Here is a 21,421-nt window from a genome sequence, read left to right on the forward strand (position 1 = left end):
ATGAAGAAAATATTACTATTCGTTACTTTTCTTTACGGCTCAACACATGTACTCTATTCTCAAGACAATGTCAAAGGGGATGGAGTTGTTTCGTTTTCAATACCAATCAGAAATTCATTAAAATTTAATAGATATATTATTAACCCAGCGTTCAGTTTTGTTCGCGAACAAAATTCCTATGCGAGTTTTTATAACAAGCGTCAGTGGGTACAATTTGATAATGCACCACAAACTTATTTATTTAGTTATTCAGGAAGATTTAGAGAAAATGAAGGTATAGGTATTGGTTTATTCCAACAAAATTATGGTCTTATGACTACTTTTGGAATCATAGGAAACTTTGCTCACAATGTAGTATTACAAGAAGACAGTAATCTTACTTTTGGTGCAAATGTTGGTTTTTACAAAAGCGGATTAGATCAGGGGAAAATCATCTCAAACGATATGAATCTTAATATCGATGACATTCCTTCAAATTCACTAATTACGATTAACCCAGGTGTTAACTACGGTAACGCATTTTTAGACGTTGGTTTATCTGTAAATAATTTATTGCTATATAATTTTGCCACTTCCGAGATGGTAAAAGACGATCCAGAGCAAGCTGTGGAAGTTCACCTTATGTACACAGGTTATATTGATGCTTATGGTTTTTTTGACAGAAGTAAATTTTCAGGTCTTTTAAAATCTGAATTCAAGAAAGACAAAACTGTCATTTCTGGATTAGCAATGATTGCTATTCCTAAAGGATTTTGGGCACAAGCAGGTTACAACACTTTATACGGAATGTCAGCAGGTTTTGGTGTAAATATCACACCAAAAATTGCTATTGAATATAACTACGAAAAAGGGACTGGTAATTTTTCCAATTTTGGAGCTTCTCATGAATTTGTTATTGCTTATAAATTTAAAAGCAAAAACTACTATTATGGAGATGACGAAGAAGAAGGAGCACTTATTGAACCTACTGTTGTCAAAAAAGTGGCACCAGCCAAAACAACTACAACTCCTGTCGTAAAAACAGATGGAGCTACAAAAGCTAAACTTGCCGCTGATGCAAAAGCAAAAGCTGATGCAGCTGCAATACAGGCAAGATTAGAAGCACAAGCAAAAATTAAAGCTGATGCTGAAGCAAAAATTAAATTGGCAGCTGATAATAAAGCTAAAGCCGATGCTGAAGCTCAAGCCAGAATAGAAGCAGCAAAATTAGAAGCGGCTAAGTCTAAAGCAGATGCTGAAGCACTTAAAACGAAAGCTCTTTCATCTGATGGAAAAACTAAAGTTGATGCCGATGCTAAAGCAAAACTTGCTGCAGATAACAAAGCTAAAGCCGATGCTGCTGCATTACAAGCTAAATTAGCTGCAGATAATAAAGCCAAAGCTGATGCTGCCGCTCTACAAGCAAAACTAGCCGCAGATAATAAAGCCAAAGCCGATGCTGCCGCACTACAAGCAAAACTAGCTGCAGATAACAAAGCTAAAGCCGATGCTGCTGCATTACAAGCAAAACTAGCCGCAGATAATAAAGCCAAAGCTGATGCTGCTGCATTACAAGCAAAACTTGCGGCTGATAACAAAGCTAAAGCGGATGCTGCTGCATTACAAGCAAAACTAGCTGCAGATGCAAAAGTAAAAGCTGATGCCGATGCGTTACAAGCAAAACTAGCAGCAGATAATAAAGCCAAAGCCGATGCTGCTGCACTACAAGCGAAACTTGCTGCGGATGCAAAAGCCAAAGCAGACGCTGATGCATTACAAGCAAAATTAGAAGCAGATAATAAAGCCAAAGCAGACGCTGATGCATTACAAGCAAAATTAGAAGCAGATAATAAAGCTAAAGCCGATGCTGCTGCATTACAAGCAAAACTAGCTGCAGATGCAAAAGCTAAAGCAGATGCCGATGCATTACAAGCAAAACTTGCTGCGGATGCAAAAGCCAAAGCAGATGCCGATGCGTTACAAGCGAAACTTGCTGCAGATGCAAAAGCCAAAGCAGACGCTGATGCACTACAAGCGAAACTTGCTGCAGATGCAAAAGCAAAAGCAGATGCCGATGCATTACAAGCAAAATTAGAAGCAGATAATAAAGCTAAAGCGGATGCTGCTGCATTACAAGCAAAACTAGCTGCAGATGCAAAAGCCAAAGCAGATGCAAAAGCCAAAGCAGATGCCGATGCATTACAAGCAAAACTTGCTGCAGATAATAAAGCTAAAGCCGATGCTGCTGCACTACAAGCAAAACTAGCTGCAGATGCAAAAGCCAAAGCAGACGCTGATGCATTACAAGCAAAACTAGCTGCAGATAATAAAGCTAAAGCCGATGCTGCTGCATTACAAGCGAAACTTGCTGCAGATGCTAAAGCCAAAGCAGATGCCGATGCATTACAAGCAAAACTAGCTGCAGATAATAAAGCTAAAGCCGATGCTGCTGCACTACAAGCAAAACTTGAAGCCGATGCTAAAGTTAAAGCAGATGCCGATGCACTACAAGCAAAACTAGCTGCAGATAATAAAGCTAAAGCCGATGCTGCTGCATTACAAGCAAAACTTGAAGCAGATGCTAAAGTAAAAGCAGATGCCGATGCACTTCAAGCAAAATTAGATGCTGATGCAAAAGCTAAAGCCGACGCCGCTGCATTACAAGCAAAACTAGCAGCTGATACTAAAGTAAAAGTTGATGCTACTGCATTACAATCAAAATTAGATGCTGATGCTAAAGCTAAAGCAGATGCCGACGCTAAGCTTGCCGCTGATGCAAAAGCTAAAGCTGACGCTGCTGAAGCACTTAAAATAAAATTAGCAGCCGATGCAAAAGCTAAAGCTGATGCTGATGCAATCCAGGCAAAACTTGATGCTGATGCTAAAATAAAAGCAGACGCTAAGGCGAAAACCGAAGCTGCCGAATTAAAAGCAATTATAGATGCCGATGCTAAAGCTAAAGCGGAGTCTGATGCATTACAAGCAAAACTAGCTGCAGAAGCTAAATTAAAAGCTAAAGCTGATGCAATTGCTCTTCAAGCTAAGTTAGCTGCTGATGCAAAAGCCAAAGCCGATGCAATAGCATTATTGGCTAAAGAAACGGCTAATGCAAAAGCGAAAGCTGATGCAGACGCAAAAGCCAAACTTGCTGCAGATGCAAAAGCTAAAGCCGATGCTGCAGGATTACAAGCAAAAGAAGCTGCAGATGCCAAACTTAAAGCGAAAGCTGATGCAGATGCTCAATTAGCTGCTGATGCAAAAGCCAAAGCTGATGCAATAGCATTACAAGCAAAATTAGCAGCAGATGCTAAAACGAAAGCTGATGCTGATGCCAAAGCTAAATTAGATGCAGATGCTAAAGCCAAAGCTGATGCTGACGCACTTCAGGCAAGACAAGCTCAGGATGCTGAACTAAAAGCGAGACAAGATGCAGATGCTCTTGCAGCATCAAACGCAGCTGCGAATGCGGCTAAAGATGAGACTGCTAAATCAATTGATAATTTAACTAGTGTGTTTGATAGTTCATATAAAACACAAACAGATTTATTGAACCAATTGACAGCTACAGTTGCTAAAAAACAAAAAGACCTTGATGACCTTAGAGAAGAAAATGATTTAAGTGAAAAAGGAATATATAAAGAACCGAAACCATTTAAGAGCGTAGCGTCTGAAAATAGCGAGTTAGAGGCATTAAAATTACAAATAGCTCAAGTTAACAGCGAACAAAAAAATGCGTTAACCAGATTGACGAATTTGTATAATGAGCGACTTAAAAAAGTGCCGAATAAAAATGATGCACTTAACAAAAGTTACTTAGCCAAAATTGAAGCTTTAAAAGCAGAACAATTAAGAGCAGAAAAATCGAATGCAGATTTGATTGCTAGTTTAGAGAAAATTAAACTAGAAACTGAGATAGAGAAAAGACGTAGAATTAAGCGTGCGGCATTCGAGAATGATCAAGGTCGTTACCAACAAGATGTTGCTACTTTAAAACGTATAAAAGAAACGACAAGACCAAGTAGTAAACCATTAAAGGCAAATGATTTTGATTATGGCGATGAACAATCGAACATGCAAATTATCAAGAATGTTAAAAATGCTGAAAGTGGTTATTATTTGATTATTGCTGTACATAGTAGCTCAGATAAAAGAGATGAATTTTTGACCAAAGCAGTTTCTGCAGGACAATCAGATATTAATTTCTTTTACAATGTAAGTGCTAGTAAATATTACATCTATTACGATAAGTATGATAACTTACAAGAGGCTAGTAAAGCATTAGAATCAAAAGGTAATAAACCATACAACGGAAAAATGTCTATTGTAAAAGTCGAAAACGAATAAAACGATTATTGTATAAAATTATAAGAAAAAGTATGCAAGGGAGCTTCTAGTTTTTTAGAAGAGCATGCTACTGAATAAATATTTAGAGTGCCATTTGTCTTGTTTTCCTGGACCCCCCATTTTAGGAAAGCATTGCAAATGATTAAATAGAAAATACCATGAAAAAACCTACTATTGTAAAAATTGCTTTAATTGCTTTGATCTTCTTACAAAGCATTATTTCCTATTCTCAAAATTATAAAAGTTTTGATATTCGCTACAATAATAAAAATTTAAGAGGGGACATCCTCTTGATTGGAAATAGCATCCTGAATCGAAGTACCAGGAGTGAAGGCCCTGAGGTACCCTTTAACGATAGGGATCAGAATAGCAGTTTCAACATGAAATATGTTAATGTTGATGGAGGTGCTGGTATTTTTAATTCAAGTAAAGCTAAGTTGACTTTGCCTGATGCAACTTGTTCCAAGATTGTATATGTAGGACTGTACTGGAGTGCAGTTACCAGGGGTACTGAGGCAATAGATAAGGTAAAGTTTAAAATGCCTGGGGGAAGCTATGTTGATATAGATGGTACCGTTATTTATAATGCAAACGGTACTAAAATAGGTACTAGTTTGCCTTATGCATGTTATGCCAATGTAACAGATTATTTTACTAAAACACCAAGGCCTGATCCTCAGGGATATTATTCTGTAGCCAATATTTCTACGGCGCAAGGTACAAATAGACCAGCTAATGCTAATTCTGGAGGTACAGGTTTATCTGCAGGATGGTCTCTTTTCTTTGTATATGAAAATGCAACTTTGCCAGAAAAAGCAATTACATCATTTGATGGATTTAGTGCAATTGATGTTGATAATAATTTAAAAATCAAAATTTCTGGATTTACTACAATTCCAGTGGGTCAGGTAAAAGCAAAATTTGCTTTTTCGGCAATAGAAGGAGATTTAGATATCGGAGGTGATTATTTATCGATTAATGGATTTAAATCTACACCTCAGGAAAGACCACAAGAATCGTTTTATAATGGTAAAAAATGGGTTACTAAAGATAATTTCTTTAACAGTTCGGTTACTTCAATGGGGACTATCTTAAAGGATAGAGATCTTAATAGTTCCAATACATTAGGATTTGATGCGGGGGTGTTTGAAGTAAAAAATGATCCAACCACTCAATACCCGGGAGGTTCTGTAATTAAAAATGGTGATACCTCCGCAGAGATAAGCTTGGGTAGTGATCAGGATCTCTATTTTTATTATTTTAATGCTTTTGCTGTCGAAATCATTGCACCAAGGATTGTACTTCTTAAAAAAGTTTTTGCAAAAGATGATGCCGGTAAGTATTATGATGCGGGAGGTAAGGACATCAGTATCGATAAAGAATTAAAATATGAAATAAGCTTCCAAAATAAAGGTAATGATAACGCAGTAAACTTTACAATTACAGATATTCTGCCTAATAATATTATTTTTAACGATAAAACCGATTTTTTAGATATACCAGATGGAGTAAAGGTAAAATCTTATGATGCGGCTACCAGAACCATAGTATTTGAGGTTGCTCCAGATCTTGTTGTAAGTAATAGTGGTACCACTACTCTAACATTTAGAGTAAAGACAGTTAAAGATTGTGATGCTTTAACAGACGCATGCTCAAATGTTATTGATAATACAGCTATTTCAAAATATAACGGAGTTATTAACAAAAATACATTTGGAGAAGGAAGTCTTTCCGCAGAGGAAGGTTGTAATGTTGGTAAACCAACAGCAACTAACTTTCTTATTGGTTTAGAGAAATGTAAATTTGAGCAAACATTATATTTGTGTGGTACAGTTAAACTAAAAGCTGGAGGTGGTTATACTACTTATGTATGGAAAGATCCTAATGGAAATATTTTTGGAGGTAACAACCAAGAAGTTACCGTTACTAAACCAGGTACATACACAGTAGTTACTAGTGCAGCAGCACCATGCAAAGGAATAACTCAAACATTTATTGTTAAGGAATATACTGTAAACATTAATGATAATCCAGTTAATAGTTTTGCGGATAATATTGATCCAATAACTAAATTGCCTTATACTTGTATTAATGATGGTAAGCCATTTCCGAAAATATTCTTATGTGGAAAAAATGCTACAAAACCTATTGATACTAAAATCGAAGGAGCATCAAGTATTGTTTGGCAAGAAACAAAAGATCCAAGACCATCAACACTAGATGATAGTTGTCCTGATGTAACTGCTACAAACTGGACAGAAGTAGCTAAGGGGCCAACTTATACTGCTAATAGAGCAGGTACTTTTAGACTTGTAGTTACTTATAATAATACATGTGAAAATATATATTATTTTAATGTGACTCAAAGTGTAGTAGACCCAACCTTTACAAAGCAAGATATCGTTTGTGATACGAAGGGAAGTATTACCATTACAAATCCAAAACCAAATGATGGATTCGGATACCAATATAGTTTGGATGGCGTAAAACCTTACCAGGATTCAAATGTTTTCGATGATGTTCCAGCAGGAAGATATATCGTTCATATAAAAACAAAAGCAGTAGATAATACATTTGAAAAATGTGAGTATACTGCGGATGTTACAATTATAGAGAAAACTTTTAAAACAAAAATAGATACTACAGATCCAAGTTGTGCTGGAAAAGGAGGAACTATCAAAGCGACTGTTACTGGAGTAGACGGATGGTATCAATTTATTATTACAGAAGTTGCAACTGGTGATGTAAAAGGCGACTCAGGAAAAATTGTTGCTCCTAAGAATTTTAACCTTTTTGAAGGTATTGCACCAGGTATATATGATGTAGCAATTACTACAAAAGATGGTTGTGTAAAAACAGAAAGAGTTACTATAAATGATAATAAATTAGATGCTAAAGCTAGTATTACAACACCTCTTACTTGTAACGATGGTGTGATTACGGTAGTAGCAACAGGAGGAACGCCTGTCGCAGGATTCCCAGATTTTTATTACTATTATGTTAATGGTGATAAAACTCCTTTAACCGACCCATTAATTCCAATTACAAAAGCAGGAACGTATGATATAGTTGTTATAGATGCTGCGGGATGTAGCGTTACAATTCCTACTATTACAGTTCCAGACTTAGTAAGACCAACTGTTAAAATTGATCAGAAAAATATTAACTGTTATGGAGGCGCTGATGGTGAAATTTCATTTACTTTAACTCCTGCTACTTCAGACTATACAGTATCGTATAGTATTAATGGACTTGCTGGACCATTTAGTACAATTTCTCCAATTAAAAATTTAGCAGCAGGCGATTACGATGTTGTAGTAAAATATACCTATGACAAAGTAGATTGTTTTGATGAGTCTGTAAAAATTACAATAACAGCACCAGCAACAAAAGTTACTGCTTCTGCAGGGGTTGCCGAGTTATCTGGTTGTGGACCAACAGGATCTGAAAAACAAGGTAAAGTTAGAATTACAAATGCTCAAGGAGGAATTCCTCCATATAAATATAGTTTTGACGGAGGTACTACTTGGCAAGATTCAAATGAAGCTTACATTAATCCAAGAACTACACCATATACTTTTTATATTAAAGATAGTTCACCAGCACCAGGTTGTCCTTTTGCAATGACTGGAATTATTTTAGAAGAAAAACCTGCAGATCCTACAATTGAGGTATCAACACCAACATTTAATTGTGACGGAAATGCATCAACTACTGTAACAATTACAAATACCGGAGGTGCTAATTATGATTACGAATATTTACTGAATGGAGTGGTAAATACAAATACTCCGCCAAATGTTTTTGTAAATGTACCACCATCAGTTCCTGGTACACCCCACAAAATTGAAGTAAGATATAAATTGATTTCGGCACCAACATTTAGTAATTTATTAAATGAAGATTTTGGTTCTGGACCAGATGAAACTTCGCCAGGTATTAACCCTGCTTTTTGTTGGGAAAGACAAGTTGAAGCAACAAAATGTAATGGAAATAAGTTATTTGGAAACGGAGAATACACGGTTACCAATTCTTTACGAAATAATCCTTATGACGGATGGCATAACCCTGTTGACCATACAACTGGTACTGCTGCTACTGGAGGTAGGTATTTAGCAGTTGATGCTGGAACTGCTATCCCAAATAACGCGGTTCTTTATAGAAAAACTATTAAAGATATTGTGCCAGATCAGCCAATACAGGTTAGGTTTTTTGCTACTAATTTATTAAAAGTTGGTAATTTTCAGCCAGACGCTTCCCTTACTGTAGAATTGCAAAACAGTGCAGGGAAACCACTATCTTCACAATCTACAGGTGGAATACCAAAAACAGACGGTTGGGTAGAATATAACAGAACAATAAATCCAGGTAGTAATACTACATTAGATTTTGTATTACGACTTGAAGTTTCTCAAGTTGATGGGATTGACTTTGCGGTTGATGATATAGAAGTATATCAATTACCAAAATCATGTTTATCTACCAAAAAATTTGATGTTATTGTAGATCCGAATAAAAAGTTTACTGCAGATGTTAAAGATATTGTCGCAACACAATGTAAAGGAAATAAAGATGGAAGGTTAACAATTATTGCATCTAATTTTGATACTACCAATGGATTTGAATATTTAATAGATGGAGTTCTACCTTGGAAAGTTTCTAAATTAGAAGAGACTATTGTTGATGGTTTAGGAGAGGGAGAACATACGGTTAAGGTTCGTTATGACGCTACTTCTGTAGGGTGTGATTTTACGCTTAAGCCTACAGTTGGATCACCAGATAAGTTTGAAGTAGAAGCAAAAGCTACTGCTGCTAAGTGTTCTATAGGCGCTACAGTTACTGCATCAGGAAAAGGTGGTACAAAAGACTATACATTTACACTTACAGATTCGGCAACACCGCCTAATGTAGTTACTTTCCCATCTACTGGGATATTAACAGACGTTAAACCAGGAACGTATACGGTTTCAGGTAAAGATAAAAATGGTTGTTTAGATGATATAGACATACCTTTGGTTATTGATAAACCAGTTGCTCCAAAAGCTGAAATTGCAGATAATACAGGTTTATGTTTTAACGGAAAAATAGCAACAATAACGGTTAATATTACCGATGGTGTAGCTCCTTACTATTACCAGGTTAAATATAATACTGGTGTATTAGGATCTAAAATTCCAGTTCTAGCACCTGCTACTTCATTTACTTACGAGGCAAAAGCAACAGGAGATTACACATTTGTAATAACAGATTCTTATGGTTGTGAGGCTACAGTAATTAGCCAAACAATTAATGCTAATCTTACTGCAGATGCCAAAACAGCTACTTCATTAACTTGTATCGATCCAAAAGAAGCTAAGATTGAAGTAACAATTAATGGAGGTACAACCCCATTTAGTTATATAGTTAAAGATAGTACAGGTAAAGAGGTATATGCTAGCGTAGGGGCTATTGCGGGTCCAAAATTCACATATACTACGACTATTGCGGGTAAATATACTTTTGAAATTACCGATAAAAATAAATGTATAACAACTGCAGAGGGTAATGTAGCTTCAATTACAAACCCTACGGTTAAGGCAGAGCAAACAAACATTAGTTGTCATGGATTGTCTGATGGTTCAGTTGTATTAACTGGCCATGACGGAACAGGTGATTACCAGTTTAGTGATAATCCTACAACAGGATTTACAAGCGTACCTACTTTTAATAATTTAACTTTAGGAAAGCATAAATTTTATGTAAAAGATACTAATGGTTGTACAGGAGAGGTAGAAGTTGATATTACACAACCAGATGTAATTACACCTTCAGTTAAGATATCAACACAATATACTTGTGAAACTAAAGCTATCATTACTGCTTCGGCAACAGGTGGAAACGGTACTACTTATACTTACGTATTGAAGATAACCAAAGGTGGAGTTACTACAGTAGTAGCAACTAATAACACAGGTATATTTAAAGATTTAACTACAGGCGGAGCTTATTCAGTTACAATTACTGATAGCAAAGGATGTAACGTTACTGAGGATGCAGGAATTATTCTGGATTTAGTTCCGATTACTGCGATGAATATTACAAATTCAGCTCTTAAATGCCCATCTAATGAAGTAGATGTTACTATCGAAAGTGTAACAGGAGGAAAAGGACCATATGAATATTCAATAACAGCACCAACTGGATTAACAAGAGCTTGGCAGCCAGAAAACATATTCAAAAATTTAGCCCCTGGTACTTATACATTTACTGTTAGAGATGCTAATAAATGTACTTTCTCGTTCCCGTATACTATTAAAAAATTAACACCAATTGTAGTAACAGTAAAAGAGTCAATAAACATTACTTGTTTAAATGCTACAAACGGTTCTGCAAAATTCACTATCAAGGATTTAGGAAATAAAGTTGATTACTCATACGCTATCAATGGAGGAGCACCTGTAACAGGTACAACTCAAGATACGGGATCAACAACATTTGATGTAGATGTACCAAATTTAGGAGCAGGGAATTATGAATTAATCATAACAGATCTTGGAACAAATTGTACTGCTTCAGCGACTGCTAAAATTTTGGCACCTGCTGAAAAATTAGAATTGACAAAATTAACTGTAACACCGATGACATGTGATGTTAATGGTAAAGTTGTAGTTGATACTAAAGGAGGTTGGGGAACTAATAAATATACCCTTACACAACCTGATGGAACTGTAGTTGGTCCACAATCAACAAATAGTTTTGATAATTTAACACAAGTTGGAGACTATAAAGTAACTGTAAAAGATTTAAATGGTTGTGAAGTATCAGAAACATTTGAATTGAAAGATAAAGTTAAACCTAAGGCTACAATAGATGTAACTTCAGATTTATGTTATGATAAAACGAATAAAGCAACAATAATTGTTACGCCAGATGTAGTGCCATCGCCTACATACGAGTATAAACTTGATAATGGGACTTATCAGCCTACAGGTACTTTTTCTAATTTAGAACCAGGAGATTATATCGTAACAGTTAGGGACAAAGTAACTGGTTGTACATTAGTATTACCATCTCAACATATTGCAAAAGAACTAAGAGCAACTGTAAATTTGGATAAAAGTGCTGATTGTACTACTACTGATCCAGATATAATTATTAAAGGAGAAGTGTTTGACGGTACAGCGCCTTATACTTACACAGTAACCGTAAATGGAGTTGCAGATCCTATTGTTAAAACAATAACAGGAAACAAGTTCTCTTACACAAATAATGTGGCTACAACAGCTACGACAGATACCAAATATGTATTTGTTATAAAAGATAATACAGGTTGTGAAGTAACTTCAACAGTTACTGTAAAACCAAAAACAGACCCACAATTTACAGCAGTAGCCAATTCAACTATTTTATGTAATGGTGAGTCTACAGGTTCAATTACTGTAACTATAGACACTGCTTTTGGGGTAGGACCTTATGTAATAGATGTTTACAATACAACAACTAGTACACCATATTTTGAGCAAACTACTGGACTTCCAGCAGGTAATTATACTGTAAAAGTAACTGATGCCAAATCTTGTTCTAAAACAGAGTTGAATGTTGAAATTAAACAACCAGATCCTATTGTAGTTGACTATAAAGTTGATCCTATAACTTGTAAAGCAGGTGGTGTATCATTAGGGGCAATTACAATTAAGGAAGTAAAAGGAGGAACAAAAGATTATATTTATCATGTAAAAGGAGTTAATGGTTACGATGTGAAATTTGAAGACCAAGATGGTTCTGTACAAGTTTTTGAGGTAGTAAATTTTGGCTACTATCAAATTATTGTAACAGATGCAAATAATTGTTCTAAAATTATAAAAGACATATTAGTAGCATCTCCTCCAGAGGATTTAGATATTGATGTAAGTTTCCCACCTGCAGATTGTTCTACAGGAGGTTCTGCTACTGTAGCTATTGGTACAGGTACCGGAGCAGGAATTACAGGAAACGGACCATTTCATTTTGCTATTTACACAGGTCCAGGAATGACTTGGACTTCTCCGACATCTGCTCCATGGAAAGATGAAACTGTTTTAGGCTCTCCTGTTGGAGATCCAGTTATTATACCAGGTAGTAAAAAAGCTATTTTTGATGATTTAACACCAGGAGTTACCTATACATTTATTGTTTATGATGAAGGGACTAAATGTTATTATTTTGAAACGGCAGATAAGCCAATTCCAACAAATTCTAAATTAGAAATAAAGAAATTACAAGCTAACAACATCACTTGTTTAAATGCCGATAATGGAAATGTATCTTTAGAAGTTTATAGCCCATATACTGTACCAACAGACGTGGATTATCAAATTTTTAATGCAGAAACTTTAGCAGCAGTAGGACCGATTGGTTCAGGAACAGTACCAGCAAATGGTACTCTAGATATAAAAAATTTCGGAGTACTTCCATTTGGAAACTATTATGTTTTGGTAACTGAGATATTAGATAGAACAACTTTACCTATTAAAAAAGGATGTAGTGTTGCTTCAATTCAATTCAATATTACAGGTTCAGCTACAGCTTTAACATTAGATGCTAGATCAACTAATAATGCTAATTGTAACCCATTGAAAGGAGTAATCGAAGCTTTTCCAAAAGGAGGAACTACTATACCAGCGGTTGTAGCTGTACCAGCAGTACCAGCAACTCCAACTTCGCCTGCAGTACCAGCAATTCCAGCTTCTGCAGCGGTTCCATACTTGTATCAAATTGTTGTTGATAATGGAGCAATAGGTCAGGATCCATTAATAGATGTTCCGCCTACAGCAGATTCTTTCGTTATTCCTACACATACATCAAGCATTTTTAAAGTAGAAGCAGGTAATTACTTGGTTTATGTTCGTGATGCTTATGGTTGTATTGCATATAAAGCAGTAACAGTTGTTAAAGATCCAGAACCAATAATTGATGCAGTTATAGATCCAGCTTTCTGTTCTGCTACCGAAGGTAATTTTGCCATCAATGTAAATATAACTACACTTGGTGTAGGGCCATATACATACACTTTAAATGGGGGTAACGCTGTTGCGATTACAACAACACCATTATTTACAATAGCTGATTTGACTTCAGGGAAATACAAAATTAAAGTTAAAGACTTAAACGGTTGTACAAGCAACGAAGTGGAAGTAGAAATTTTCAAACCGTTAGACCTTAAAGCTAAATTTACCCTTGATCCTGTTTGTGATATCGCAAACGGTACTATTACTGCAGAAGTTTCTGGAGGTAATACAACGTTAAATAATTTTGAATTTACTTTAAAAAATAATACTACAATAGTTCCTATTCCTGCTGATGTAGTGCAGAACAATGGTGTTTTCAAAAATCAAGCAGCGGGAAGTTATACTGTTACTGTTGAGGATTTAAGTACTCATTGTAAAAAATCTGTAGATGTTGATATTCCGCTTCCTACAAAAGTAGTTTTAGCAATTGGTGATATTGTAGTGACATTACCAAATTGTATGACTCCGGCAGGGCAACCAGCTCAAGGAAACGTTAGTAATGGTACAATTAAAGTTAATTTACCAGCAGCTAATAATAACCCAGATTATACATACACACTTACATCACTTGATCCAATAACAGGACTTCCAGTTGGCACTCCAGTTATACAAAAATCAAATGGTTATTTTACTGGGTTAGCTTCAGGAGATTATAATGTTACAGTTAAATCTGAAAGAGGTTGTGAAGAAATAGTAAAAGTTACTATTGGTATACCTGTTGAAGTTGTTGCTGATGCAGTAGCAGACCCATTTGAATGTTCTACAGGAAACACTCCTAAAAAAGTAAAAGTGACCGTTACAGGTGCTGGAGGAACAGGAAAATTCACTTATAGTAAAGACAATATTACTTATGGAAATGATAATGTATTTTATGTAGGTGCTGACAAAACAATTCAAAACGTAACATATTACGTTAAGGACGAAAATGATTGTATCGATGATGTAACTATTCCAATTGCTCCATTCCCAAGTTTAATTTCTGTAGATGTAACTTTTGGTGCAGATATGGATTGTGAAAACAAGAAACAAGTAATGGATGTAGTTATAAACGGAGGAACAAATACTCCAAAAGAATTTACATACCAAGTATATAAAGATGGAGTTCTTGTTCCAGGAAGTTTAACGACTGTTACAGGTACTACATTTCCTTATGAAGCAGATACTGCAGGTAGTTATTATGAATTCGAAATTTTCGATAATAATACAGGTTGTAGTATAAAATCAGAAATTCAAGAAGTTCCATTATTTAATAATCTTAAAGTAACAGCTTTTGCTTCCACTCAAGTAGGATGTAAAACAGATAGCACAGGAAAAATCACTATAGATGTTACCGGATATACTGGAGCATATACTTATGAAGTTTATAACGGAATAAGTGCTGTTCCTGTAGATGCAGGAAATGGAGATACTACTCTAGGTTCAACAATTACTGCTGGGTTACCTGCAGGAAATAATTACACAGTTGTAGTTAAAGAAACGGGATTCCCTAAATGTTCTGAAACATCAACTGCGGTTATAATTACGGAACCTTTATTAGCATTAAGCTTAGGACCAATTACAAATGTGCCACAAAATTGTAAAACTAAAGGTGCACAGGTAACAGTTCCTATTGCATCGGTTATTGGTGGTACACCAGATTATAAATATGCATTTGTAAAATCAGGAGATTCACCAATTGGGAAGTATTTTGATAGCAATACCGCTACACTTGATCCAACTGTGAGCACTAAATGGGATGTTTGGGTTATAGATAAAAATCTATGTTCAGTTATGACAACTGTAGATATTACTGTAGATCCACTTCCATCTGCTATTGTAGCTACACCAGATAGTCAATGTTATGTTGCTGGTGCAGATTATACAATAACAGTTACTGCTAATGGTGTAGGACCATTGAAATATAGTTTAACTAATGTTGATGAAACATTTACGACAAACAATCAATTAACAGTAAAAGGACCAGGTACATACGATGTATATGTAAAAGATGCTAATGGATGTATTACCAAAGCAACTGCTGCATTTACAATTTTGAAACCGTTAGAGTTATCGGCAGAAATTTCAACATACCCAACTTGTAACGGTGGCGACGGTGTTGTTACTCTACAAGGTTTAGGAGGAACAATTCCTGCTAATTATCAATATGCTACTGGAACTGCTACAACACCAAATACATTTAGCGTAACGGCTGTATTCCCTAATTTAACTCCAGGAACTAAGTATTATTTCTGGGTAAAAGATATGGTGACAAATTGTATGGCATCAATTGATTATACAATACCTACAGCAGCAGTTGTTACTATTGTAGATGCTGATTTAACAGCAACTCCTGTTACTTGTTTTGATGGAGCTAATGGTACTATAACAGTTACTCTAGATGCAAGTAATAATAACCCTGACTATAAGTTTACTTTAGATGGTGTTGATTATAAAGGTAATATTGTTGCTAGAGCAGAACAAAAAGAACCTACATTCAGTAATTTACCAGCAGGTAAATATACAGTATCGGTTATGTCGGGTAGAAATTGTCCAGGTTCAGCAAAAACTGAAATTATACAACCAAGCATAATTGTTATTGCTACTCCAGTTGTTACAGAATTTGAATGTAATGCAGGAACAAATGCACCTAAGTTTGCTACGATAGAAGTAAGCGCTTCAGGAGGTACTCAACCGCTTACTAAATATGTATTTATTAAAAAAGGAGCTACACCAGCAGATGACAGAATTGTTCAGTCAGGAAAAGAGACTATATATACTTCGTCTGAAGTAGCAGGAGGCACTTATATCATAGAAGTTTATGACAACAATAATTGCCCTATAAGCACTACAGCAGTAATTAAGCCTTATGTAGGTATTAAAGATGCTGTTATAAAAGTTGATGCCTACATCACATGTTTAACTAATGAAGATATCAGTGTTAATGTAACTGCTGAAGGAGTATTGCCATTACCAGCTTTAGAATATTCTATAAAGTATCCAGATGGTACAATTAAAACGAATCTAATTGGAGTAAATACTTTTACTGATTTACCAGTAGGACAATATACAATTACAGTTAAAAATCCTGATACAGGATGTAGTCTTGATAGAATTCATACTGTTAATAATTCGAATACTTTCGAGTTAAAAGCAACAAACATTAAGGATCTTACATGTTTTGATTCAGATAATGGAAGCATAGATTTCACTTTAGTAGATTCTAAAGTAATTCCATCTAATCTTCCTAGTGGATTCAAATATGTAATTACTGGCCCAACATCAAGCAATGGCACTAGTGCAAATCTAGGACCACTTACAATTGGTAATTTAAAAGCAGGTTCTTATAAAATAACAGCTACATTAATAGATTCGCCATTTTGTGATGTAGATGCTGAGTTTGAAATCAAAAGACCATTGGCAGCATTAGAACTTGATGTACAGCATTCAGAAATTACTTGTGCAGCAGGTAGTAATGATGGAAAAATCATAGCTTCTGCTAAAGGTGGATGGCCAGGAGGCTACGAGTTCCAGTTAGAATTAAATGGAGCTCCATTAGTTGGTTGGTCTACTCAATCAACGTTCCCTAACTTAGGAGTTGGAAATTACATTGTTAAAGTAAGAGATACTAAGATGTGTGAAGTTCCAAAGCCTTTAGAATTAAAAACACCAGCACCAATTGTAGTAACAGCTAATGTAGCTAAAGCAATGTTAACTTGTTTTGGTGATAATTCAGGAGAAATTACAGTAACTACTACAGGAGGTTCAGGTAAATATTTATATACATTGGTTGCAACATATCCTGATGGAGTTGTAACTAAAAACGGTCCACAACCGAATAATGTATTTACAGGATTAAAAGCAGCTAGTTATGTAGTGATAGTTACAGATAGTTGGACATGTACAGGTACATCTGTGGCAGTAGAAATTAATGAGCCACCAATAGTAAAAGGATCTTTAGCAATTAAAACTAACGAAACTTGTCTTATAGTTCCAGAGTTAACACTTACTGCAACAGGAGGTACAGGACCATATAAGTATAGTACAAATGGAACTGATTATAGTGCGCCGTTTAATTCATCAGTGACAATTGTATTGCCATTTACGACAACAGAAACTACGTATAAATATTTTGTACAAGATGTATTTGGTTGTACTACCGAAACTGTTAACAGTATTACACCGCCGAAAGTTCCAGAACTAGTTTTAAGTAGTGTTACTGATTATGACATTCATTGTAAAGGATCAAGTACAGGTAGTATATATGTAACTGCTGTAGGTGGATTAGGTAACTATGTTTACACGTTGCTAGATGCAGCTGGTCAACCAATTGTGCCTACGCCAACCCAAAAAGTAGCAGGACGTTTTGAAGATCTTTCAAAAGGAGATTATATTGTAAGAGTTGATAGTGGAGATTGTAATACGAAGTCGATATTAGTTTCAATTACAGAACCAACTACAAGTATAACAGCTAATGCCGTTCCTACACATTTAACATGTAATGCGTCTAAAAACGGTATGATTACAGTTATAGCTTCTGGAGGAACAGGTAAACTTAGATATGCGATTTCGCCAAACTTTAAAGAGTTCTTCGAATCTAATGTTTTTGACAATTTAAAAGCAGGATTCTACCATGTATTAGTACAGGACGAAAACGGATGTGAGTTACCGATTAAAGATATCGAAATAAAAGAACCAGGAATCTTAAGCCCATCTCTAGTACCAAATAGTATATTGCCAGAGTTATGTTTTGGAGAGAAAAATGGATCATTTAGTATCGAAATTGTTGGAGGAACTGCTCCTTACAGAGTAAGTTTAGATGACAGAAAAGGTACTTATGCACCAGTAACTGGTACAAACCATCTCTTTACAGGTTTAGTAGGAGGTATACATACTGTTTATGTTTTGGATGCTAACAATTGTACGGCTGAACTAGAAATTCCAATGCCAGAATCAGTTAAACTAGAGCCAACTGCTAAGGTTAATACGGATTGTGTGAATAATGTAGCTGCAAATTTTGTGACTATAACAATTCATGAAAGTGCAAACCCAGCCGATGTAGATTATGCATTAGATGGTAGCACAACATATCAGGATAGTAACATATTTGTTAATGTTGCTCCGGGAACACATACTGTAACAGCAAGACATTCTAATGGTTGTGAGCAAACTACATTACCATTTACTATAGAAGATGTTCAACCATTAACATTAACATTAACCGATGGTGGATTAAATGAAATTGTTGCAACAGCTACAGGTGGTGGTGGAGAATACCAATACACATTAGATGGAGAACCTTATGGATCAGTTAATAAATTCATTATTTACAAAACAGGAACTTACACAGTTGTTGTAACAGATAAAAATGGATGTACAGCTACAGCTACAAGATATGTTCCTTACATCGATGTTTGTATCCCGAACCACTTTACTCCAAATGGAGATGGCATAAACGATACTTGGGCTCCAGGATGTACAGTAAATTACAAAGATTTAACATTCGACATCTTTGACAGATACGGACGTATAATTTGCAAATACAGATTGGGTCAAAAATGGGATGGAAAATACAATGGTGCCGAATTGCCATCTGGTGATTACTGGTACGTATTGAAACTCAATGACAATAAAGATGACAGAGAGTTTGTTGGACATTTCACCCTTTACAGATAACTAATAACAAAGTAATTATGTTATCTAAAATTAAAAATACAATGAAAAAAATTATCATATCATTTCTACTTATGGCTGTAACATCAGGTTACAGCCAGGAGTTAAATTTGCCAGTTTTCACACAATACCTTGCTGATAACCCATTTGTAGTATCTTCAACTTTTGCCGGAATTGGTGATAACTTAAGAATACGTGCCAATGGTTTAACACAATGGGTAGGAGTTAAAGACGCACCAGATAACCAATCGCTTTATGCGGATTTTAGAATCTTAGATCGTTCAGGAGTGGGAATATCGCTTTATAACGATAGTAACGGATATACAAGACAAACAGGAGCCAAAGTATCTTTTGCGCACCACTTAATTTTGGATTACTATTCTAAGCAATACTTATCTTTTGGTATTTCGTATAACATCAATAATTTTAAAATTGATATCAACGAATTTAATCCAACATATGAAATCCCTGCACCAGATCCAAGTGTTACCGATAACAGATTCGTTTCTAATAACAACTTCGATGTAGGTGTTTTATATCGTAATAAGTCGTTCTATTTAAGTTTTAATGCGAGTAACATCCTGAATAAAGAAATCGACAAATTCGACGGTATAGAGCCTAATTTACTTCGAAACTATCAAGTTTATACAGGATATGTTTTTAAAGGAGCAGAGAACAACCGAATCGAGTTCGAACCATCAGTTTATTACCAATTGTTTGCAAGTGATCAGCGTTCAAGTACCGATTTTAACTTTAAGTTCAGACAATACAATCGTTACGAAGATTATTATTGGATAGGAGTTTCTTATCGTTTCCTAAATGATCAGTTCTTCCAGCCATTAATGGTAGGGCCTATGGCAGGTTTCAAGAAGGCAGGTTTTTACTTTGGTTATTCATACCAGGCATCACTTAACCGTATAGGAGCTTACAATTCAGGAACACACGTTGTAACTATAGGATTTGATTTCCTTCAGGCAATTAGTAACTGTCCATGTACACAAAATCCAGTTCACGATTAATAATTAATTAGCCAATTTTTGATTTTTTGTGTTTAATTTAAAATAATTATCAAATTACATCGTTTTCGTTTATGTAAACCCCTGTTTTTTATTTTTATCGAATTTATTACTAAGCTAAAAGTTCTATATTTGTTATTCTTTCAAAAAAAACTAAAAAACTTACCTTAATGAAAACGTTAAAAGATTTTAATTTTAAGAATAAAAAAGCTATCATTCGTGTTGATTTCAATGTGCCATTAGATGAAAATTTTAATGTAACAGATGCAACTCGTATCGAAGCTGCAAAACCTACAATTGATGCAATTTTAGCCCAAGGCGGAAGCGTGATTTTAATGTCACACCTTGGAAGACCAAAAGGAGTTGAAGAAAAATACTCTTTAAAACATATTTTAAAAACAGCTTCAAATATTTTAGGAGTTCCTGTACAGTTTGCTTCAAACTGTGTTGGAGAAGTTGCTAAAGATGCTGCTGCAAATTTAAAACCAGGAGAAGTTTTATTATTAGAAAATTTACGTTTCCATGCCGAAGAAGAAGCTGGAGATGTAGCTTTCGCAAAAGAATTAGCTTCATTAGGAGATATCTATGTAAACGATGCTTTCGGTACAGCACATAGAGCACATGCTTCGACAACAATAATTGCCCAATTTTTCCCTAACGAAAAATGCTTCGGTACATTATTAGCAAAAGAAATAGAAAGCTTAAATAAAGTACTTAAAAATAGTGAAAAACCAGTTACAGCTGTTCTTGGTGGATCTAAAGTTTCTTCGAAAATTACGGTTATCGAAAACATTTTAGATAAAGTTGACCATATGATTATTGGAGGAGGAATGACTTTTACCTTCATTAAAGCACAAGGTGGTAAAGTAGGGAATTCTATTTGTGAAGATGACAAATTAGAACTAGCACTTGAAATTTTGAGATTAGCTAAAGAAAAAGGAGTTCAAATACATATTCCAGTTGATGTTATTGCTGCAGATGATTTCTCAAACACAGCAAACACACAAATAGTAGATGTATATGCAATTCCTGATGGATGGCAAGGTCTTGATGCAGGTCCTAAATCATTGGAAAACTTTGAGAAAGTAATCATGGAATCAAAAACTATCTTATGGAATGGTCCATTAGGAGTTTTCGAAATGGAATCTTTCGCCAAAGGAACAATCGCTTTAGGAGATTATATCGCTGCTTCTACAGCAAATGGAGCTTTCTCATTAGTAGGAGGAGGAGATTCAGTAGCTGCTGTAAAACAGTTCGGTTTTGAAGATAAAATGAGTTATGTATCTACCGGAGGTGGAGCAATGTTAGAAATGTTAGAAGGTAAAGTTTTACCTGGAATTGCAGCTATTTTGGACTAACTGTCTCATTTTTAACACTTTTTAAAGAGTCTTTCATTTTATAGTCCTT

At 35.2% G+C, this 21,421-nt stretch carries 4 protein-coding genes; all 4 read left to right on the plus strand.

The window, feature by feature from the left end; translation table 11 throughout:
• Window positions 1-4,323, plus strand: coding sequence for a PorP/SprF family type IX secretion system membrane protein (locus AC3IPI_RS05650; protein WP_489157676.1), 4,323 nt, complete (start codon window positions 1-3; stop codon window positions 4,321-4,323).
• A 158-nt stretch (window positions 4,324-4,481) separates the two neighbouring features.
• Window positions 4,482-19,001, plus strand: a complete 14,520-nt coding sequence (locus AC3IPI_RS05655; RefSeq protein WP_489157678.1) for a T9SS type B sorting domain-containing protein — start codon at window positions 4,482-4,484, stop codon at window positions 18,999-19,001.
• Window positions 19,002-19,042: 41 nt separating this feature from the next.
• The gene (locus AC3IPI_RS05660) at window positions 19,043-20,017 is read left to right on the plus strand and encodes a PorP/SprF family type IX secretion system membrane protein (RefSeq protein ID WP_489157680.1); all 975 of its coding nucleotides are present in this window, start codon (window positions 19,043-19,045) and stop codon (window positions 20,015-20,017) included.
• Window positions 20,018-20,184: 167 nt separating this feature from the next.
• On the plus strand, window positions 20,185-21,372 hold the full coding sequence (locus AC3IPI_RS05665) for a phosphoglycerate kinase (RefSeq protein WP_086895365.1): 1,188 nt from the start codon (window positions 20,185-20,187) through the stop codon (window positions 21,370-21,372).
• Window positions 21,373-21,421 lie beyond the last annotated feature (49 nt).

The sequence above is a fragment of the Flavobacterium sp. GL_143 genome, assembly GCF_057834355.1.

Coding starts and splice junctions, on each gene's coding strand:
- AC3IPI_RS05655 (WP_489157678.1), top strand. CDS start 4,482: ATGAAAAAACCTACTATTGTAAAAATTGCTTTAATTGCTTTGATCTTC.
- AC3IPI_RS05660 (WP_489157680.1), top strand. CDS start 19,043: ATGAAAAAAATTATCATATCATTTCTACTTATGGCTGTAACATCAGGT.
- AC3IPI_RS05665 (WP_086895365.1), top strand. CDS start 20,185: ATGAAAACGTTAAAAGATTTTAATTTTAAGAATAAAAAAGCTATCATT.
- AC3IPI_RS05650 (WP_489157676.1), top strand. CDS start 1: ATGAAGAAAATATTACTATTCGTTACTTTTCTTTACGGCTCAACACAT.